The sequence below is a fragment of the Bradyrhizobium sp. USDA 3315 genome (assembly GCF_054056795.1).
In genome coordinates this window covers 3126576-3146722 of sequence record NZ_JBSRYP010000001.1, presented here as the reverse complement: position 1 = coordinate 3146722, position 20147 = coordinate 3126576, and the positions used below count along the sequence as shown (strand labels likewise).

Here is a 20147-nt window from a genome sequence, read left to right as displayed (position 1 = left end):
TCGCCGATCACGCCGTCTTCGCGCCGGCGACGATGCCGGTCGGTTCGTCGCTGAGCCAGCGATAGATTACGCCGCCGAGCGCGCCGCCGATCAGCGGTGCGACCCAGAACAGCCAGAGCTGTCCCAGCGCCCAGCCGCCGACGAACAGCGCCGGCCCGGTGCTGCGCGCCGGATTCACCGAAGTGTTGGTGACGGGAATGCTGACGAGATGGATCATCACCAGCGCGAGGCCGATGGCGAGCGGTGCGAAGCCGGCGGGCGCCTTGCCATGGGTCGATCCCATGATGATGAACAGGAACATCATGGTCATCACCACCTCGGTGATGAAGCACACCACCATGTTGTACTGGCCGGGTGAATGCGCGTCATAGCCGTTGGAGGCAAAGCCCTTGCTGACATCGAAGCCGGGCGCGCCGCTCGCGATCACATAGAGCAGCCAGGCCGCGATGATCGCGCCCACAACCTGCGCGATGATGTAGGGCAGCACCTGGCCGCCCGGGAAACGCCCACCCGCGGCGAGCCCGACGGTCACCGCCGGGTTGAGGTGGCAACCCGAGATATGGCCGATCGCATAGGCCATGGTCACCACGCTCAGCCCGAAGGCCAGTGACACGCCGACCAGGCCGATCCCGACCTGCGGAAAGCCGGCCGCGATCACCGCGCTGCCGCAACCAGCGAATGTGAGCCAGAACGTACCGATGGCCTCGGCAGCGTATTTCTTCATCTCCATCTCGCATCTCCCCTATTTCCAATGTCCGGGTTATCCAAAACGCCGGGAGCGGCCCTCATCTGGGCGCCAAACCACCCAAATCGGGGCCGCACAATGGCATTTTCGCCCTATTTCGTGGCTTTACTAGGCCCGAAAGTCACTCGACCGGTGGACATCTGCGCGTTTGTCTGATACATGCGCGCGCCTAGGGTTAAGAGGCAGGCCTTTTGCCGCCCCTTCACCTCGCCAGAATTCCGAACCGATCAATTCAAAAGAGGATGCCGCGTGCAGGTTCTCGTCCGCGATAACAATGTCGACCAAGCCCTGAAGGCGCTGAAGAAGAAGATGCAGCGCGAGGGCATTTTCCGCGAGATGAAGCTCCGCGGTCATTACGAAAAGCCGTCTGAGAAGAAGGCCCGCGAAAAGGCCGAAGCCGTGCGCCGCGCACGCAAGCTGGCGCGCAAGAAGCTGCAGCGCGAAGGCCTGCTGCCGATGAAGCCGAAGCCAGTGTTCGGCGCTGGCCCCGGTGGCGACCGCGGCGGCCGTCCGGGCGGTGCAGGCGCCGGTCGCGGCCCTCGCTGAACCGTTTTGCCTGTATGGAAGTCTAACAGCGCGGGCCACGGGCCCGCGTTGTCGTTTTGAAGCACGCCGCGTTCCGGGGTACCCATGCAAAGCGACCGGCAAGAGCATTTTGCATGACGGCTGATCCGGTATCCCGCCCGCTCTTTCCAGGACCCGCGCACCGCCGTTGCGCGCCGCATCTCGTCATCATTGCAGTGGTTCTCGGCCTGCCGCTCGGCGGCTGCTCCTTCGACCTCGGTTCATGGGGCTCCTCGGACGACAAGCCGAAGCCCGCTGCCACCGCCGACAAGCCCGCCGCCGACACCATCACCCCGCAAGACGTCAACAGCGCCAAGGATCACACCACGCGTGCTCAGGTGCTGGCGCGCTCCGGCAAGCTCGACGAGGCGATGGCGGAGTTTGAACAGGCGCTGGCGGCCGACCCTTACAACATCCAGGCGCTCTACGGCCGCGCCCTGATCTATCAGGTCCGCGGACAGCATCAGCAGGCGATCGACGATTTCACGGCAGCCAGCGGGCTGTCGCCGCAGAAGGCCGAGCCCCTGGTCGGCCGTGCCACCAGCTACCTCGCGCTCGACAAGGCCAAGCAGGCCGCCAGCGATCTCGACGAGGCGGTGCAGGCCGATCCCGGCAATGTTGCGGCGTGGAGCACGCGCGGCCAGGCCTATGAGCGGCTCGGCGACAAGGCCAAGGCGGCGGCGTCCTACAATCGCGCGCTCGCGCTGCGGCCAGGCGACGGCAATGCGCGCAGCGGACTGGCGCGCACCGGCGGCTAGCGCTTGGCGTGAAGACAACCCGTCAGGAACGATCGAGCGGCGCTGCGGCTACTTCGGCAGGACGGCGTGGAACATCGACTTCATGCCGGAGAACATGTCGTCGGTCACCGACGTGCGCTCGTTCTTCTGCGCCGGCATGATCGCCTCGGCGCGCAGGTCGAGCGGGGCCTGCACCACCGGGACCGGAATGTCGGCCGGCGGCGTCAGCCGGTTGGAATCCTGGCCGCCGCCGGCATAGGGCGGACGCGGCTGCGAGGATTGATCGACATTGTCAGTGGACGGGCTCGACACCATGATCGGCGGCGGCAACGGCCGGATCGCCGATGTGGCTGCCGGACGCTGCGCCTCAGGCAGGCGAGCGAGATCGGTGCGCGTGGCATCCTGGGACCGCGCTGCCTCCTGCGGACGCTCCTTGCGCAGCCGCTCGATGGCGGCGCGCGCGAGGTCGTTGGCGTCGCGGCTTTCCTCAGGCGTCACAGCAGCCTCGACCGGTGCGGCTGACGTCGCGGGCGCGGCCGGCTGCGGCGCGGCGGGCGCGACCTTCGCGACGGCCTTCGGCGCCGCCGGATGATGGCGGGTGTCGGCCGGGATGCTGGCGGTATCGGCCGGCACGTCAGGCTTTGCGTCGGCCGATTTGGGTTCGGCCGATTTCTCGGCAGGCTTCTCGGTGACGGTGGCCTTCTCGGACGCCGACCGCTCGATCAGCGTGCGCTCGGACATGCCCTTGGCCTTCACACCGGCTTCGGGGAGGCTGCTGACGACGGTGGCGGGCTTGGCGGCGGCTTTCGGATCTGCCTTGGGATTGACTGCGGCGGTCACGGCTGCGGCTGACGGTGCTTCCGGCTTGGCCACGATGTAGTGATTAACGATGTACGCCCCGATGATGGTCGCTGCCACCGAGGGTAAGATGTCCATCACAAATTTCTTCAGGTAACTCAGCATGACCTGCCACTCCCCACCCCGGTATTACATGCTGGAACTTTGAGGCACATTCAGGGATCAACTGCGTCGGATCGGTGGCAAACCCCCGTTCCGACGTCACCTTTGGTGTCGCTTTGGTTTCAGCCGGAGGCGTCCCCTGCGCAGGCCGCATCCGCCTGCTAGATCATCGCGCAGCCGTTAACGGGTTATGAATTTCCACAGCCGCGCCGGCTCGGACCTGCCATTCGGCGGGTGCAGGGTTCCTTGCTTGGTTCTCGCGCCGCGTCAGGGCTTGAGTTCGACCTCGAGGAACACGATCTCGCTGGCCGTCTCGTTGAGCACGTCGTGCTGGACCCCGGCCTTGCGGAAATAGGATTTGCCGGCTCCGAGCTGCGCCTTCGAGCGCTCGCCGTTCGGCGCCACGATCGTCATCTCGCCCGCCGTGATCGGAACGATGACATAGTCCATCTCATGGGTGTGGTGGCCGGTGGCGCTGCCCGGCGCGAGGCGCCATTCGGTCACCCGGACTTCCGCCGTATCCACCTGCACATCCGATTTGGCACTGAGCATCGTCATTTTCTCCAATTTTTTTAAGCGGATCATGCTCTACGGCACGAAAACCATGAACACGAACACGGCGAACACCACCATGTGAACCAGCCCGAACAGGATGTTGGTGCGGCCGGTTCCGAAGGTGAGCATGCTGACCATGAAGGTGAGCAGCAGGATCAGCATATGCTGGTTGCTGAGCCCGAGCACCAATTGCTTGTCGAGCGCATAGGCGGCTACCGCCACCGCGGGAACCGTGAGCCCGATGGTGGCGATCGACGAGCCGAGCGCGAGGTTGATGCTCTTCTGCAGGTCGTTCTTGCGCGCCGCCGACACAGCGGCAACGCTCTCCGGCAACAGGATCAGGGCCGCCACCACCAGGCCGGCAAAGGCCGGCGGCGCGCCGATCTTGACGGTGACGACATCGACCACCAGCGAGAATTTCTTCGCCAGCAGCACCACCGCCAGCAGCGAAACCAGCAACAGCGCAACGCTGATCGCCGTCATGCGGTCCGACATCACCTCGCCATGCGCCGCCGCCTCGTTGGCGTCGCTGACGAAATAATCGCGGTGACGGATGGTCTGGGTATAAAGGAACACCGCATAAAGCAGCAGGGTCACGACGCTGATCACCGCGAGCTGGGCCGTGGAATAGATCGGGCCCGGCGCGGTGAGCGTGAAATTCGGCATATCGAGCGTGATGGTCGCGAGCACGAACAGCACGCTGAGGTAGAGGTTGGCGCCGGTGATCTGAAAATCCTGCTCGCGGTAGCGGATGCCGCCGATGAAGATGCAGAGCCCGACCAGGCCGTTGCAGACGATCATCACCACCGCGAACACGGTGTCGCGCGCCAGGGTCGGCGCCGGCGTGTCGCCCAGCATGATGGTCGAGATCAGCGCCACCTCGATGATCGTCACCGCGAGCGTCAGGAGCAGCGTGCCGAACGGCTCGCCGATCCGCTCGGCGATCATCTCGGCATGGTGGACGGCCGCGAACACGGTGCCGAACAGAATCACCAGCAGCACCGCCGCGAACACCCAGCCCCCGGCCGATGGCGCGAAGCCGTAGCCGGTGGCCGTGACCGCGGCAAACAGCAGCACCGCCAGAACGGGATACAGCCAGGCCGACCGCGGCATCGGTCCGTGTGCGCTCATCGTGGGGTCCCCTTACTTCGCTGGCGCGATTATGCGACAGACAATCGCAGCCGTCAGCCTCTTGCGGCGTCGATAAACCGCCGCGCCGTCGCCATCGCACCGAAATCGTCGAGATTGTCGTGCCCGCCACCGGGCAGTCGCACGAATTGCTTGGGCTCATGGGCGAGGCCGAACAGGCGCTCGCCGAAGCGAATCGGGATCACCGGATCGTCGGTGCCATGCATGATCAGGAGCGGCGCCTGGACCTGCGCGATGAGACGGTCGGAGTGGAATTGATCGCGCATCAGGAGGCTGACCGGCACATACCAGAAATGCGCGCCGGCGACGTCAGCGGTCGACGTATACGGCGCCTCGAGGATCAGCTTGCCGAGGGGATGTTGGGCGGCGAGCGCGACCGCAACGCCGCTGCCGAGCGAGAATCCCCAGGCCACGATCTGCTCGGCGCGGTAGCGCGCGGTGGTGAAGGCGTAGGCCGCCGCGGCGTCCTGCAGCAGTCCTTGCTCGCTCGGAGACCCGCTCGACCCTGCGTAACCCCGAAAGGACAGCGCCACCAGCCCGGTGCCGTCGGCCGTGATGGCCTTGAAGCGCGCCACGCGCCCGGCAAGGAAATCGCCATTGCCATGAAAGAACAGCACGACGGGCCGGCCCGGCTTCGCCGGCACGTGCCAGACGATGACCTTCTCGCCGTCGCCGGTGGCCAGGACATGCTCTTCCGCTTCGGGAAGGCCCGCGGCTGCCGGCGCAGTCCGTCCGACCGGCGGGATCGGAAACAGCAACTCGCGCTGCTTGACGTACAGCACCGCGAGCCCGCCGAGATAGACGACGACCGCGGCGATCAGGAACCATTTCAGGATTGCGAGTGCCAGCGCCATCAGCGGTGGCCGCGGCTATGCTTTGCCGCGGAGCTTGAGCAGCTTCTCGACGTCTGCCTTGATGCTGTCGGGGACCGGCCGGCACGCGCATGCCGCCGCATGCGCGACGTGCCACTTGATGCGCTGCTCGCGCGTCGCCCGGGGCGGCATGCGATGCGCTCGATGCCACTCCCGGTTCAGCGCCATCGATACCGCCTTACATCGCCTTGACGATGTTCTCGGTGACCTTCTTGGCGTCGCCGAGCAACATCATGGTGTTGTCGCGGTAGAATAGCGGGTTGTCGATGCCGGCATAGCCCGAGGCGAGCGAGCGCTTGATGAACATCACGGTGCCGGCCTTCCAGACCTGCAGCACCGGCATGCCGTAGATCGGCGAGGTCTTGTCCTCTTCCGCCGCCGGGTTGGTGACGTCGTTGGCGCCGATCACGAAGGCGATGTCGGCCTGGGCGAACTCCGAGTTGATGTCCTCGAGCTCGAACACCTCGTCATAGGGCACGTTGGCCTCGGCCAGCAGCACGTTCATGTGGCCGGGCATGCGGCCCGCGACCGGGTGAATGGCGTATTTCACCTCGACGCCTTCCTTCTTCAGGATGTCGGCCATCTCGCGCAGCGCGTGCTGGGCCTGCGCCACCGCCATGCCGTAGCCGGGCACGATGATGACCTTGGAGGCGTTCTTCATGATGAAGGCGGCGTCATCCGCCGAGCCGAGCTTGGCGGGCTTCTGCTCGCCCGAGCCGCCGCCGGCCGCGGCGGTCTCGCCGCCGAAGCCGCCGAGGATCACCGAGATGAACGAGCGGTTCATCGCGTGGCACATGATGTAGGACAGGATCGCGCCGGAGGAGCCGACCAGCGCGCCGGTGATGATCAGCGCCGAATTGCCGAGCGTGAAGCCGATGCCGGCCGCGGCCCAGCCGGAGTACGAGTTCAGCATCGAGATCACGACCGGCATGTCGGCGCCGCCGATCGGGATGATCATCAGCACGCCGAGCGCCAGCGCGATGATGGTGATCAGCCAGAAGTCGAGCGCGCTGCCGCTCATCACGAGGCCGACGATGAAGAACACCAGAGCCAGCGCCAGCACGATGTTGATGACGTGGCGGAACGGCAGTATGATCGGCGCGCCGCTCATCCGCGCCGACAGCTTCAGGAACGCGATCACCGAGCCGGTGAAGGTCAGCGCGCCGATCGCGACGCCGAGCGACATCTCGACCAGGCTCTGCGGATGGATATTGCCGGGCGTGCCGATGTCGAACGCCTCGGGCGCATAGAACGCGCCGGCGGCGACCAGCACCGCGGCCATGCCGACCAGCGAGTGGAACGCGGCGACGAGCTCGGGCATCGAGGTCATCGGCACCCGGCGCGCAATGACGGCGCCGATGCCGCCGCCGATCGCGACCGCGAGGATCACCAGCAGCCAGGCCACGCCGTCGGCCGGCGGATGGCTCGCCAGCGTGGTGCCGACGGCGATCGCCATGCCGATCATGCCGAACATGTTGCCCTGGCGCGACGACGCCGGGCTCGACAGGCCGCGCAGCGACAGGATGAACAGCACCCCCGCCACGAGGTACAACAGTGCAGAGAGATTGGCGCTCATCTCAGGTCCCCCAAAATCCTCATCACCCCGAGGTGATTGCCGCTCACTTGGCTTTCTTCTTGTACATCGCGAGCATGCGCTGGGTGACCAGGAAGCCGCCGAAGATGTTCACGCAGGCGAAGATCAGCGCGACGAAGCCGAAGCCGCGGGCCCAGCCCGAACCGCTCGAGACCATGCCGACGCCGACCGCAAGCAGCGCGCCGACCACGATCACCGACGAGATCGCGTTGGTCACGCTCATCAGCGGCGTATGCAGCGCCGGCGTCACCGACCACACCACGAAATAGCCGACAAACACGGCGAGGACGAAAATCGACAGCCGGAACACGAACGGATCGACGGCCTGCGCGAGATGCTCCATGGCTTCTCTCCTTACTTCGGCTGGAAGTTGGGATGGATGACGGCGCCGTCCTTGGTCAGCGCGGTGGCCTTCACCAGTTCGTCGTCCCAATTGACCGCGAGCGCCTTGTTGGCCTTGTCGACCATCGTCTCGATGAACGAGAACAGGTTGCGCGCGTAGAGCCCCGAGGCCGACGCCGCAACACGGCCTGCGACATTGGTGTAGCCGACGATCTTGATGCCATCGGTCTCGACCACTTCGCCGGGCCTCGCGCCCTCGACATTGCCGCCGCGCTCGACCGCGAGATCGACCAGCACCGAGCCGGGCTTCATCGATTTCACCATCTCGCCGGTGACGAGCATTGGTGCCGGACGGCCCGGGATCAGCGCGGTCGTGATCACGATGTCCTGCTTCTTGATGTGCTCGGCGGTCAGCGCGGCCTGCTTGGCCTGGTACTCCTTGGACATTTCCTTGGCGTAGCCGCCGGCGGTCTGCGCGTTCTTGAATTCCTCATCCTCGACGGCGAGGAATTTCGCGCCGAGCGATTCGACCTGTTCCTTGGTGGCCGGGCGCACGTCGGTCGCGGTGACGACGGCGCCGAGCCGCCGCGCGGTCGCGATCGCCTGCAGGCCGGCGACGCCGACGCCCATCACGAACACCTTGGCGGCCGGAACGGTGCCGGCGGCGGTCATCATCATCGGGAAGGCGCGGCCAAACGCCTCGGCGCCCTCGATCACGGCGCGGTAGCCGGCCAGATTGGCCTGCGAGGACAAGACGTCCATCACCTGCGCGCGGGTGATGCGCGGCATCAATTCCATCGCGAAGGCGGACACGCCGGCATCGGCAATCGCCTTCAGCGCGGCCTCGTTGCCGTAGGGATCCATGATCGCGATGACCAGCGCGCCGCGCTTGTATTTGGAAAGTTCGGAGGCTTCCGGCCGCTTCACCTTGATGATGATGTCGGCGTCCTTGAGCGCGTCGGCACTGACGGTGGCGCCAACCGCGGTGAACTCCGAATCGGGAAGGCCCGACTTGATGCCCGCGCCGGGCTCGACCGCGACCTCGGCGCCGAGTGCCTTGAACTTCTTCACGGTATCGGGCGAGGCCGCAACCCGCGGCTCGGACGGATCAATTTCCTTGGCAACGGCAATCTTCATGGGCCCTCCGGCGGCGCGAGCGGCGCACACGTCTTCAAACTAGCGTTATTTTCGCCAGATTTGGATACCCGGTTTTTAGATCCGGGTTCGACAGGAATTCCGGCACCGCCGCGGGACGGCGGCGCCGCTAGCCGATCTTAAGGATCAGACCAGGAAATAGGCCATCAGGGCGAGAATAATGGCGACGCTGATGGTGCCCCATTTGACCAGCATGAGAAACCCTTCATAGGTCTGCTCATGCGCCCACGTAATCGTTGCCGTCGGCGGTCGTGTAGGCCACTTCGCTATGGTCTGCCATCGCTGTCCCCAGTCAGAAATTCGCGTTCCTCCGCGAGCCATTACCGCAAACGGATAGGCAGGGCAACGGCGCGGTCCCGATCGGGCGATTTGAAGCGCAAATCGTCCCCGATCCACGTTCGAGCGACGACGCCGCGCCAGCCCCTCGGCAGGATTGCCGTCCCAAACGCAGGCGTCATGGAACGATCATGCCGTCAGGCGCAAAAAACGCCCAACGAAACTGGCACGGGACCGGCTGCCGCCCGGCCCGGCCGGAACGCCGATGGGCCTCAGCCCATCGCCTCCAGTTCGTCGATCATGCCGGCGATGACGGACAGGCCGCCGTCCCAGAATTTGGGGTCCTTGGCGTCGAGCCCGAACGGCCGCAGCAGCTCGGAGTAGTGCTTGGTGCCGCCGGCGGCGAGCATGTCGAGATAGCGCTCGGCAAAGCCTTCGGACGCGTGCTCGTAGACCGCATAGAGCGAGTTCACGAGGCAATCGCCGAACGCATAGGCATAGACGTAGAACGGCGAGTGGATGAAGTGCGGAATGTACATCCAGAACGTCTCGTAGCCCGGCTTGATCTCGATCGCCGGCCCCAGGCTCTCGCCCTGCACGCTGAGCCAGATCTGGCCGATCCGCTCGGCGGTGAGTTCGCCGTTCTTGCGCTCGGTATGAACCGCGCGCTCGAATGAATAGAACGCGATCTGCCGCACCACGGTATTGATCATGTCCTCGACCTTGCCCGCGAGCAGCGCCTGACGCTGCTTGGCGTTCCTGGTCTGGGACAATAGCCGCTTGAAGGTCAGCATCTCGCCGAACACGCTTGCGGTTTCCGCGAGCGTCAGCGGCGTCGGCGCCATCAGCGCGCCGTTCTTCGCCGCCAGCACCTGATGGACGCCATGACCGAGCTCGTGCGCCAGCGTCATCACGTCGCGCGGCTTGCCCTGATAGTTCATCAGCACATAGGGATGCGCCGACGGCGTGGTCGGATGCGAGAACGCGCCCGGCGCCTTGCCGGGACGGACCGGCGCATCGATCCAGCGATCGTCGAAGAAGCGCTCGGCAATCGCGGCCATCCTGGGCGAGAAGCCGCTATAGGCCGACAGCACCATGTTGCGCGCCTCGGGCCAGGCGATGGTGCCGGTCGCCGCGAACGGCAGCGGGGCGTTACGGTCCCAGTGCGGCAGCTTCTTCTTTTTGAACCAGCCGGCCTTCAGCGCGTAATAGCGGTGCGACAGCTTCGGATAGGCCGCGCGCACCGAGGCGACTAGCGCATCGACCACCTCGCGCTCGACGCGGTTGTTGAGATGGCGGGAATCCGCGACATCCTGGAAGCCGCGCCAGCGGTCGGAGATTTCCTTGTCCTTGGCGAGCGTATTGGTGATCAACGCGAAGCTACGCTCATTGTCCTTGAAGGTCTTGGCCAGCGCCTGCGCGGCAGCCTTGCGCTTGTCCCCCGCCTTGTCCTGCAGCAGGTTCAGCGTCGGCTCGATCGCGAGCTCCTTGCCGCCGACCTTGAAACGCAGACCGGAGATGGTCTGGTCGAACAGCCGGTTCCAGGCCGCATAGCCGCTTTGCGCCTTTTCGTGGAACAGCTGCTCGACCCGATCCTCGAGCTGGTATGGCTTGTCCTTGCGCAGATCCTCGATCCACGGCCGGTAATGGCCGAGCTCGGGTTCGGCCATCGCGCGCTCGATCATATCGTCGTCGACGCGATTGAGCTCGAGCGAGAAGAACAACAGATGCACCGACGCGGCGGTCAGCCGCTCGGAGACATCACCGTAGAATTTCGAGATCGCGGGATCGACGCTGTCGCCGGCATGGACCAGGCCGGCGTAAGAGCCGAGACGGCCAGCCAAATCGTCGATCGCCTCATAGCGCCTGATCGCCTCGGCCAGCCACTTTCCGCCGCCCTCCTTGGCGGTATTTTCGGCAAGCTTGCCCTTGTAGTCGGTCTCAAACGCGACGCAATCTGCGTCCATTTTCTGCAAGTCGCGTGCGACCTCAGGCGCATCGATACCGGAGTAGAGATCTGCCAGATTCCATTCCGGAAGCTTGCCGGTCTTGCTGGCTGCCTTTCTCGCCGCCGGGCCGCCTGCGGACGACTTGCGTTGCGCGGCCGTCTTGCGCAACGCGGCTTCCTTGCGGAGAGCGGCCTTGCTGAGGGCAGACTTGCTGGATGCAGTTTTGGAGCGCGAGGTCATCTTGTTCGTAACCTTGGTTCAGTCGGAAAGATGTCGGCGGCGGCGGAATAAATGCGGGTTTGCAACATTTAAGAGTGCGTTAATCGGCATCGGCGACATTGCCCCGATTCGAGACAAATAAACGTAGCGTGCGGGGAAAACCATGGCTGCCACCATTTTGATCGCCGATGACGACGCAGTACAGCGCCGTTTGGTTGAAAACATGGTGCAGAAGTGCGGCTATGAGCCCCTCGTCGTGGACAGTGGCGACGCGGCGATCGCGGCCCTGACCGCATCCGAGACGCAGGCGATTGACGCCGTCGTGCTCGACCTCGTGATGCCGGGCCTCGACGGTCTTGGAGTCCTCGCAAAAATTCGTGAAGCTGGTTTGACCGTCCCGGTCATCGTGCAGACCGCGCATGGCGGCATCGACAATGTCGTGTCGGCGATGCGCGCCGGTGCCCAGGATTTCGTCGTCAAGCCGGTCGGGTTCGAGCGGCTGCAGGTTTCCCTGCGCAACGCCCTCAACGCCTCGGCGCTGAAGGGCGAATTGCAGCGGATTCGCCACAGCCGCGAGGGCCGGCTGACCTTCTCCGATATCATCACCCGCAGCGAGGCGATGGCCGGGGTGTTGCGCACCGCGCAAAAGGCCGCGTCCTCGACGATCCCGGTGCTGATCGAGGGCGAATCCGGCGTCGGCAAGGAACTGTTCGCGCGCGCCATTCACGGCAGCAGCGAGCGCAAGGCCAAGCCGTTCGTTGCGGTGAATTGCGGCGCGATCCCCGGACAATCTCGTCGAATCGATCCTGTTCGGCCATGAGAAGGGCGCCTTCACCGGCGCCACCGAGCGCCATCAGGGCAAGTTCGTCGAAGCGCATGGCGGCACGCTGTTCCTCGACGAGGTTGGTGAATTGCCGCTGGCCACGCAGGTGAAATTGCTGCGCGCCCTGCAGGAAGGCACCGTGGAGGCGGTCGGCGGCCGCAAGCCGGTCAAGGTCGATGTTCGCATCATCTCGGCGACCAACCGCAAGCTGCTTGATCTCGTGAAAGGCGGCCAGTTCCGCGAGGACCTGTTCTATCGCCTGCACGTGCTGCCACTGACCATTCCGGCGCTGCGACAGCGGCGCGAAGACATCCCGCATCTGCTGCGGCATTTCCTGGCGCGGTTCTGCGCCGAGGAGAACCGCAACATCACCGGCATCAGCGGCGAGGCGATGGCTCACCTCTCGCAGCTCGACTGGCCGGGCAACATCCGCCAGCTCGAGAACACCGTGTATCGCGCCGTGGTGATGAGCGACGGCGACCAGCTCGGGCTCGCCGATTTCCCGCAAGGAACGGCGCATCCGGCGCCGGATGGCAAATCGCTGCAGGGCGAGCCGCTGGTGGTGTCGCCTTCCACGGCCCCCGCTATGATTTCCGGTAATGAAATACCGGTTGCCACCTCCCTGCCCACCGCCGGCGGCCTTTCCATGCTCAGTGCCGCGGGCGAGGTGCGCCCCCTGGAAGATCTCGAGAACGAGATCATCCGCTTCGCGATTTCGCATTATCGCGGACAGATGTCGGAGGTCGCGCGCCGCCTCAAGATCGGCCGCTCGACACTCTACCGCAAGCTCGACGAAGCCGCGGCCGGCGCGCGCGCAAGCGACGCTACTTAGCCCTCGAGGCCGACAGGGCCACACCAGGGAACCTTTTGAACCGTGTCGTGGCGGTGACAGACAAAGGCTGTGCCGCGTGGCAAAAACGCACAGCCCGGAGCGAAATCAGCTGCTTCGAGGTCAGTTTGTCGTGAGTTGCCCCGCATGGCGCTGGCTGCATGAGAGGGGCAAAGGTATCGTCTGCGTTCGTTGTGTGCAGGCGTGCGAGTCGATCGAGAGGCCGGCGCTTTCGCGCAAGCTATGAAACCAAATTCTGATTTGAACTGTTCCAGCTTGATGAGGGGCAGTTTCACCCAGGGGGTGTGACGATGCGTGACTGTTCGAACAACCGTCGAGGATTTGACCGCGTATTGATGGCCGTCGCGGCAACCTTCCTCACGGTGTCCGCGACCTCGGCCCTCGCGCAGGACACGCCGCACTCCAGCGCTTCGGAACTCGCGATCGACGCGGCGATCCCGCGCCCCGAACCGGCCAACGTGCCGCCCCCCACCGCAAGCGATTTCAAGGCCGACACCACCGCCGCGCTGCCCGATGCAGCCAAGCCGGCCGACGTGAAGCCAGCGGATGTGCACGCCACCGAGGCCAAACCCGCTGAGACAAAACCGGTCGACGCCAAGCCGGCAGAGCCGAGCGCGACTGCAAAGGCCGTCGAGCCGAAGCCCGCCGATGTCGCGACCGCGCCGGCGACGAAGCCCGCCGATGCACCGAAGACCGATACCGCCGTCGCGCCGGCGGCGGCCACCCCCGCCCCCGCAACGGCCACCGCGCCTGCCGCAAGCCCCGCGCCTGCAACGGCAGCGGCGCCGGCCACAGCTCCTGCTCCCGCGACCGCCGCAGCGCCGGCGGGCGAACCGGCGAAGGCGGCAAGCAACGTTGCCGCCGAGGACCAGCCGGTTGCCGACAAGCTGCGCGAACTGCTCGCCAGCAAGTCGCTGCGTAGCTTCGACCGCAAGAACGAGCGCGCGGCGGCCGAGAAATTCTATTCCGCTCGCGAATACGCGCCGGTGTTCACCAAGGCTGGCAAGCTGACCGACGCCGGCAAGGGCGTCATCGCCCGCCTGAAGGACGCGGCCGCCGACGGCCTCGATGCATCAGACTATCCGGTGCCGGATTTCGCCGCGGCGACGTCGCCGGACGCGCTGGCCGACGCCGAGCTGAAGCTCGCCGCCAGCATGCTGGACTACGCCCGCCAGGCCCAGAGCGGCCGCATGCACTGGTCGCAGGTGTCGGCGGACATTCTCTATCCGGAGCACCCGATCGATCCGGCGGAAGTGTTCGCCAATGTGACCTCCGCCAAGGACGCCTCCGCCGCGCTCGACGGCTACAACCCGCCGCAGAAGCTCTACAAGGAGCTGAAGAAGAAGCTCGCCGAGCTGCGCGGCCAGGGCGACGGTCCGGTCATCACGATCGCGGACGGTCCGACGCTGAAATATTTGCCGGCGCGCAAGAAGCAGGCTGCGGTCGAGATGGACGATCCGCGCGTGCCGGACCTGCGCAACAAGCTCGGCATCACCGAGGATGCCGACAGCACCAAGTATGACGCGACGGTCGCGCGGGCGGTGGAGAAATTCCAGAGCAGCGTCGACCTCAAGCCGACCGGCGTTCTCGACGAGCGCACGGTCAAGGCGCTGAACAATCCGAAGCGCGACCGGCAGATCGACACCGTGATCGTCAACATGGAGCGCTGGCGCTGGCTGCCGCGCCAGCTCGGCGCCGCCAGTGTCGGCAATGCCTATGTGATCCTCAACATCCCGGACTACACGCTGAAGGTGATGCAGAACGGCGCGCCGGTCTGGACCACCCGCGTCGTCACCGGGAAGCCCGGCCAGCATGCCACGCCGCTTCTGACCGAGACGATGAAGTACATCACGGTCAATCCGACCTGGAACGTGCCGCCGTCGATCATCTACAACGAATATCTGCCGGCCCTGCAGCAGGATCCGACGGTGCTGCAGCGCATGGGCCTCAGGCTCGAGCGCAACCGCGACGGCTCGATCCACATTTCGCAGCCGCCGGGTGAAGCCAACGCGCTCGGCCGCATCCGCTTCAACTTCCCGAACAAGTTCCTGGTCTATCAGCACGACACGCCGGACAAGTACCTGTTCGCGAAGGACGAGCGCGCTTTCAGCCACGGCTGCATGCGCGTGCAGAATCCCGATCAGTACGCCGCCGTCCTGCTCAACATTACCGAGCCGAACCAGCACTACACGCCGGAGCGGATCCGCAGCATGTACGGTTCGAGCGAGGTCGACCTGAAATTCCCGACGCCGATCCCGGTAAACATCACCTACCAGACCGCGTTCGTGGACGATGCCGGCAAGCTGCAATTGCGCAGGGACGTTTACGGCCGCGACGCCGCCATGCTGTCGCTGCTCAGGAACGGCCGCGGCAAGGATCTCGAGACGGTAGTGGCGCACTCCCAGCCGAGCTACTCGCGTCCGCCGAGCAGCAGCCTGCCCGCCGGCGTCAATGTCGCCGGCGACAACGGCTTTGGCTCCTCTGGACCAAACTTCTTCGAGCGCCTGTTCGGGGGATTCGGACAGCCGGAGCCGCAGCCGATCCGTCGTGGGCAGGCCCAGCAGCAGCGCCGGGTGATCACCCGCTAATCTGCATTTCGGCCCGATTGGGATAAATTTTGAAGCAAAATCAACGATCTCGCTCAAAAGGCGAGATCGTTTACGTTAACCATTTCGGGTCTCGGCCGGGGAGCAGGGCTATCTTTTGCCACAGTCGCCCAGTTAGTTAAGCCTAACTTGGGGGCGGGTCGGTAAACCTCGGTTAACCCTCCCGCTTTAAGAAAGCGTTCACCGTCTTCCGCAGGGGGTCTGCGAAAGATGCCGACCGAACGCTCGTCGACTGGGTGGGCTCATAGTGCTGGCTGTCTTCGCACGCCGCTGCAATCCGCTGTCGTTGCCTAAGGCCGGATACCAAGTCGGCCTGACTGCGCTATTGCTGTTGGCGGGCGCAGGATCGGTGCACGATGCCACCGCGCTGAACCAGACCCGCACCCTCTCCTTCCACCACACCCATTCCGGCGAAGACCTCACCGTCACCTTCAAGCGCGAGGGCCGCTACGACGAAGGCGCGCTGAAGCAGCTCAACCACTTCCTGCGCGACTGGCGTTCCCAGGATGAAACGGTGATGGACCGTCACCTCTTCGACATCCTGTGGGACGTCTATAACGACGTCGGCGGCAAGCAGCCGATCCAGATCATCTCCGCCTATCGCGCCCCTGCGACCAACGCCATGCTCCGCCGCCGCTCCTCGGGCGTTGCGCGCCACAGCCAGCACATGCTGGGGCATGCGATGGACTTCTTCATCCCGGGCGTGCCGCTGGAGCAGATCCGCTACGCCGGCCTCCGCCTGCAGCGCGGCGGCGTCGGCTTCTATCCGACCTCGGGCTCGCCGTTCGTCCATCTCGACACCGGTAGCATCCGCCACTGGCCGCGCATGACCCGCGATCAGCTGGTCAGGGTGTTCCCCGACGGCCGCACAGTCCATGTCCCGACCGACGGCACGCCGCTCAAGGGCTATGAGCTTGCCAAGGCCGATATCGAGCGCCGCGGCAATGGTGACGATGCCGCGACCATCGGCAAGCCGAGCCTGTTCGCGAAGCTGTTCGGTGGCGGCAAGTCGAGTGACGATGAAGACGAAGGCGCGGCCAGCGTGAACGACAAGCCCGCCGCCAACACCGTGGTGGCCGCCGCCGCGCCCGCCAAAGCCGCCGATCCGGTTCCGCTGCCGCGCGCCAAGCCGCAGTTCGCCGCCGCCATCCAGCTCGCCGCCGCCGACGCCCAGCTCGTTCCGATGCCGAAGGCGAAGCCCGCGGTGCAAATGGTGCAGGTGGCCGAGAACACCGCGCCGCAATCGCCTGCCGACATCATCAATGCCCGCGGCTTCTGGGGTGACGAGGGTGAGGCGCCGAAGCAGGCGTCGGCGGCGCAGATAGCCGCGCTGAAGGCCCGCGAGGCGGTCGGCGGTACCGATCCGCAGACCACTGCCAGCACGACAACCGAAAACTTCAACAAGGCGCTGGCCTATGCGCCTGCGGCGTCACCGGTCGATCGCGCAAACATCGTCGCAGCGACCGCGCCGATCCCGCGCAACGTGCGCCCGACGCGCAATGCCGCGGTTCCTAGCACCGAAATCAACACCGTCGTTGCCAAGGGCGCACCGAGCCAGGGCGTGATCACCACCTCCGCGCGGATCTCGGCTGCCAAGGGCAACGATATCTGGATGCGCGTGGTGATGCTGGCGCCGAGCGCGAGCAATGCCATGCTGACCACGGTGCTTGGCGACACCGACATGACCATGATGCGGACTCATTTCGTGAAGCCGCAGGCCGCCGTCGTCATGACCTTCTCGGAAGATCCGATGATGGGTATGACCTGCGACCGTTTCTCGGGCTCGGCGACCGCCCTCCTGACGACCCAGTCCTTCGTGCTCCGCACCGCCTCGCTGCGCTGAGCCACGCTTCTGCCGACAAGATAGCTTTCCGCCCCTTCAGGCCGGCAGCCCTGCCTTGAGCAGGCCGGCCTCGTAGCGTGCCCGATCGGGCTCATACTTGTAGCGCTGGGTTGTCAGATGCGCGGCAACCGAGAAGGTCGGCTCGCGCTTCAGCACCTCGGCGGCGTGGGCAGAGGCCGCCACCGTGTTGCCCATCTGCGCGAAGGTCGCCGCGAGGAAGGCATGATGGGTGTGGTCGGGGCGCGTGATGCGCGAGAACGCCTCGACGGCGTCGGCGTATTTCTCGGCGCAATAGCAGGCCCGGCCGAGATGGCTCCAGAAGCGCTCCGGATGGAACGGATTGAGGCGCATCGCCCGCTTGATCCAGTCGATGCCCTCCTCGGGCCGCCCGAGCCAGGTCAGGAGCTCGCCCTGCTGCACGACCACGAGGTCGTAGTTCGGGTTCAGCGCGAGCGCGCGCTCCTGGTGGAAGGCCGCCTTGTCGTGGTCGTCGCGGTTAAGGTTCAGCGCGGCGAGGATCCGGTGCACGTCACTGTCATTGTCGTCGAGCTTGAGCGCGATCTCGAGCTCTGCGGCGACCTGCGCCATGGTCGCGTCGCGGTCGGTGCACCAGTTGTAGACCCAGGTCTGGCCGAGCACGCAGGCCCGCCAGGCGTGGGCATGGGCATAGTTTGGGTCAAGCACGATGGCCCGCTCGAGCAGGCGCTGCGCCTCCGCGTTGTCGTCCCGTGCCGAGCGATGATGCAGCACCTTGGCGGCAAGCACGCACTCGTAGGCCGCCATGTTGTCGGTCGGCTTGCGCTTGACGCGGTCATGCGCGGCAGCCTCGACGCGCCCCGGCAAGGTCGCCACGATCGCGCGCGTCATCTCGTCCTGGATCGCGAAGATGTCGGCAAGCTCGCGGTCGTAGCGTTCGGCCCAAACGTGCCGGTCGGCCACGGCGTCGATCAGCTGCACGGTGACGCGGATCCGGCCGCCCGCCTTCCGCACGCTGCCTTCCAGCACATAGTCGACGGCGAATTCCTTCGCGACGTCCTGCACCTTCACGGCCTTGCCCTTGTACACGAAGCTCGAGTTGCGCGAGATCACCAGCAGATCGTGGAAGCGCGACAGCTCGGTGATGATGTCCTCGGTGAGCCCGTCGGCGAAGAATTCCTGCTCGGGATCGCCGCTCATGTTGACGAGCGGCAGCACGGCGATGGAAGGCTTCTTGGCGACGACAGGGGCGGCCACCGCACTCGGGTGCTCCGGAACGGGCCTGGCACCGGATTCGAGATGAACGCGAAAAACCCGGATCGGGCGCGCGATGTTCTTGACGGTCTGGTCGCCGAGATCCTCGAAGCTCAGATCTTCCAGGCGATCGCCGACCTGATCGCGCACCGCGCCGGAAATGCAAATGCCGCCGGGCTCGGCCAGCGTCTCCAGACGGGACGCGACGTTGACGCCGTCGCCGAAGATATCGGCGCCGTCAACGATCACGTCGCCAAGATTGATGCCGATGCGAAACTGCATCCAGCGCGCCGGCGCGACGTCGGCGTTGCGCTTCGCCATCCGGCTCTGGACCTCAGCCGCGCACAGCACCGCATCGACGACGCTGTGGAATTCGACCAGCAGGCCGTCGCCGGTGGTCTTGATGATGCGGCCGCGATTCTTGGCGATGGCCGGATCGATCAGTTCGATGCGATGGGTTTTGAGGCGCGCAAGGGTGCCCGTCTCGTCAGCCTCCATCAGGCGGCTATAGCCGACCATGTCGGCGGCGAGGACCGCAGCGAGCCGGCGCTCTGGTCCTGGCACGTCCATCTGAACGATCTGCCCGGTTACCTCGCCAGCAGTGTAGCAAATCCCGGGATTTCACCCAAGCCTCGACAGGAGGTCTTCCAGCAGCTTTGACCTGAGCCTCGAGGAGAGCCTTTGGGGGGGCGCCTTGCAGAACGGCCCGGCAGGGTGGCCGCTGGCCGCCTCAGAGCATCCCCAAAGCCTGCATGTAGGTCTCCAGGATGGTCTCCTGCTCCTGGCGCTCGTTCGGATCCTGCTTGCGCAGACGGATGATGGCGCGCAGCGCCTTGACGTCGAAGCCGTTGCCCTTGCTCTCGGCATAGACGTCGCGGATGTCGTCCGAGATCGTCTTCTTCTCTTCTTCCAGCCGCTCGATGCGCTCGATGATGGACTTGAGCTGGTCCTTGGCAAATCGCGTTGCGGGCTCTTCCTTGACGGCGGCAGACGTGGTGGCCATCGCGCACTCCTGAACAGGCATTGAAATGTTACGCGAATACGCGCCTTGCGCACCGCTTGCTGCGGGCGACCCTCGATTTTGGCGCGCGTTCCGTCAAGGAAACATCGCGCTCATCCACAGCGCGCCCACAGGAGATGCGGACGTTCCACGCATAAACGTCATTCCGGGGCGATGCGACAGCATCGAACCCGGAATCTCGAGATTCCGGGTCTGGTGCTGGCGCACCAGCCCGGAATGACACCGTCGGTTTAATGCCCGCTTTGGGCTTTCTTCATCGCCGCGAGTTGCTCCGGCGTCGCGCCGCCCTGATACTTCGCCTTCCATTCCTCATACGGCATGCCGTAGACCGCCTCACGGCTCTCGTCCTTGCTCACGGCAAGGCCCTTGGCGTCGGCCTCTTCCTTCATCCAGTTGGACAGGCAGTTGCGGCAGAAGCCGGCGAGGTTCATCAGGTCGATGTTTTGCACATCGGTGCGGTTGCGCAGGTGACTGACGAGACGCCGGAAGACCGCGGCCTCGAGTTCCGTTCTGGTTTTGTCGTCAATGCTCATGATCGTGATCCCGTGTGTCGCGCTCACCATATTGATATCAGGTGGGAATTGTCACAGATTTTGCCATATCGGCGCGCAAAACGGACCGGTCCGGCCACCCCGGCCATGGTCCGACAGCGTCGCA

The 20147-nt window shown here is 65.3% G+C and carries 17 protein-coding genes and 2 pseudogenes; 5 read left to right on the top strand and 14 right to left on the bottom strand.

Annotated elements, in window-relative coordinates; translation table 11 throughout:
* Positions 1-7: 7 nt before the first annotated feature.
* On the bottom strand, positions 8-730 hold the full coding sequence (aqpZ, locus tag ACVIYL_RS14420; RefSeq protein WP_057019013.1) for an aquaporin Z: 723 nt from the start codon (positions 728-730) through the stop codon (positions 8-10).
* Between the two features lie 264 nt (positions 731-994).
* On the opposite strand from aqpZ, the gene rpsU reads away from it, so the two are divergent.
* Positions 995-1291, top strand: a complete 297-nt coding sequence (rpsU, locus tag ACVIYL_RS14415; RefSeq protein WP_021078544.1) for a 30S ribosomal protein S21 — start codon at positions 995-997, stop codon at positions 1289-1291.
* A gap of 113 nt (positions 1292-1404) precedes the next feature.
* The gene (locus ACVIYL_RS14410; protein ID WP_253606822.1) at positions 1405-2067 is read left to right on the top strand and encodes a tetratricopeptide repeat protein; all 663 of its coding nucleotides are present in this window, start codon (positions 1405-1407) and stop codon (positions 2065-2067) included.
* Between the two features lie 48 nt (positions 2068-2115).
* Here the strand turns inward: ACVIYL_RS14410 and ACVIYL_RS14405 are convergent, their stop codons facing one another.
* From ACVIYL_RS14405 to ACVIYL_RS14360, 10 genes and pseudogenes are all read right to left on the bottom strand, one after another.
* Positions 2116-3009, bottom strand: coding sequence for a hypothetical protein (locus ACVIYL_RS14405; protein ID WP_438074873.1), 894 nt, complete (start codon positions 3007-3009; stop codon positions 2116-2118).
* A 264-nt stretch (positions 3010-3273) separates the two neighbouring features.
* On the bottom strand, positions 3274-3558 hold the full coding sequence (locus ACVIYL_RS14400) for a cupin domain-containing protein (RefSeq protein ID WP_028340624.1): 285 nt from the start codon (positions 3556-3558) through the stop codon (positions 3274-3276).
* A 36-nt stretch (positions 3559-3594) separates the two neighbouring features.
* Positions 3595-4692, bottom strand: coding sequence for a calcium:proton antiporter (locus tag ACVIYL_RS14395; RefSeq protein ID WP_456778910.1), 1098 nt, complete (start codon positions 4690-4692; stop codon positions 3595-3597).
* Positions 4693-4745: 53 nt separating this feature from the next.
* On the bottom strand, positions 4746-5564 hold the full coding sequence (locus tag ACVIYL_RS14390) for an alpha/beta hydrolase (RefSeq protein WP_456778909.1): 819 nt from the start codon (positions 5562-5564) through the stop codon (positions 4746-4748).
* 15 nt (positions 5565-5579) lie between these two features.
* Complete coding sequence (locus ACVIYL_RS14385; RefSeq protein WP_456778908.1) at positions 5580-5750, bottom strand: hypothetical protein; 171 nt, start codon at positions 5748-5750, stop codon at positions 5580-5582.
* 10 nt (positions 5751-5760) lie between these two features.
* Positions 5761-7158, bottom strand: coding sequence for an NAD(P)(+) transhydrogenase (Re/Si-specific) subunit beta (locus tag ACVIYL_RS14380; protein ID WP_076828040.1), 1398 nt, complete (start codon positions 7156-7158; stop codon positions 5761-5763).
* A 43-nt stretch (positions 7159-7201) separates the two neighbouring features.
* Positions 7202-7519 (bottom strand): proton-translocating transhydrogenase family protein, encoded by a 318-nt coding sequence (locus ACVIYL_RS14375; RefSeq protein WP_016841609.1) that lies wholly within the window; start codon positions 7517-7519, stop codon positions 7202-7204.
* Between the two features lie 11 nt (positions 7520-7530).
* Positions 7531-8655: a Re/Si-specific NAD(P)(+) transhydrogenase subunit alpha gene (locus ACVIYL_RS14370; protein ID WP_283067964.1), complete on the bottom strand. Its 1125-nt coding sequence runs from the start codon at positions 8653-8655 to the stop codon at positions 7531-7533.
* Positions 8656-8799: 144 nt separating this feature from the next.
* Positions 8800-8953 (bottom strand): annotated as a pseudogene (locus tag ACVIYL_RS14365) (aa3-type cytochrome c oxidase subunit IV).
* A gap of 268 nt (positions 8954-9221) precedes the next feature.
* Entirely contained in the window at positions 9222-11138 is a 1917-nt protein-coding gene (locus ACVIYL_RS14360) for a M3 family oligoendopeptidase (RefSeq protein ID WP_456778907.1), read from the bottom strand.
* 142 nt (positions 11139-11280) lie between these two features.
* Here ACVIYL_RS14360 and ACVIYL_RS14355 point away from each other — a divergent pair.
* From ACVIYL_RS14355 to ACVIYL_RS14345, 3 genes and pseudogenes are all read left to right on the top strand, one after another.
* Positions 11281-12772, top strand: a pseudogene (locus tag ACVIYL_RS14355) (sigma-54-dependent transcriptional regulator).
* Between the two features lie 308 nt (positions 12773-13080).
* On the top strand, positions 13081-15378 hold the full coding sequence (locus ACVIYL_RS14350) for a L,D-transpeptidase scaffold domain-containing protein (protein ID WP_456778906.1): 2298 nt from the start codon (positions 13081-13083) through the stop codon (positions 15376-15378).
* A gap of 265 nt (positions 15379-15643) precedes the next feature.
* Entirely contained in the window at positions 15644-17239 is a 1596-nt protein-coding gene (locus ACVIYL_RS14345; RefSeq protein ID WP_456778905.1) for a DUF882 domain-containing protein, read from the top strand.
* A 36-nt stretch (positions 17240-17275) separates the two neighbouring features.
* On the opposite strand, the gene ACVIYL_RS14340 is transcribed toward ACVIYL_RS14345, so the two are convergent.
* The 3 genes from ACVIYL_RS14340 to ACVIYL_RS14330 all read right to left on the bottom strand — a co-directional run bounded on the left by ACVIYL_RS14340 (position 17276) and on the right by ACVIYL_RS14330 (position 20023).
* On the bottom strand, positions 17276-19039 hold the full coding sequence (locus ACVIYL_RS14340) for an adenylate/guanylate cyclase domain-containing protein (protein WP_076828030.1): 1764 nt from the start codon (positions 19037-19039) through the stop codon (positions 17276-17278).
* Positions 19040-19199: 160 nt separating this feature from the next.
* Positions 19200-19472: a DUF2312 domain-containing protein gene (locus ACVIYL_RS14335; RefSeq protein ID WP_016841616.1), complete on the bottom strand. Its 273-nt coding sequence runs from the start codon at positions 19470-19472 to the stop codon at positions 19200-19202.
* A 248-nt stretch (positions 19473-19720) separates the two neighbouring features.
* Positions 19721-20023, bottom strand: a complete 303-nt coding sequence (locus ACVIYL_RS14330; RefSeq protein ID WP_456778904.1) for a DUF1244 domain-containing protein — start codon at positions 20021-20023, stop codon at positions 19721-19723.
* Between the last annotated feature and the right edge of the window lie 124 nt (positions 20024-20147).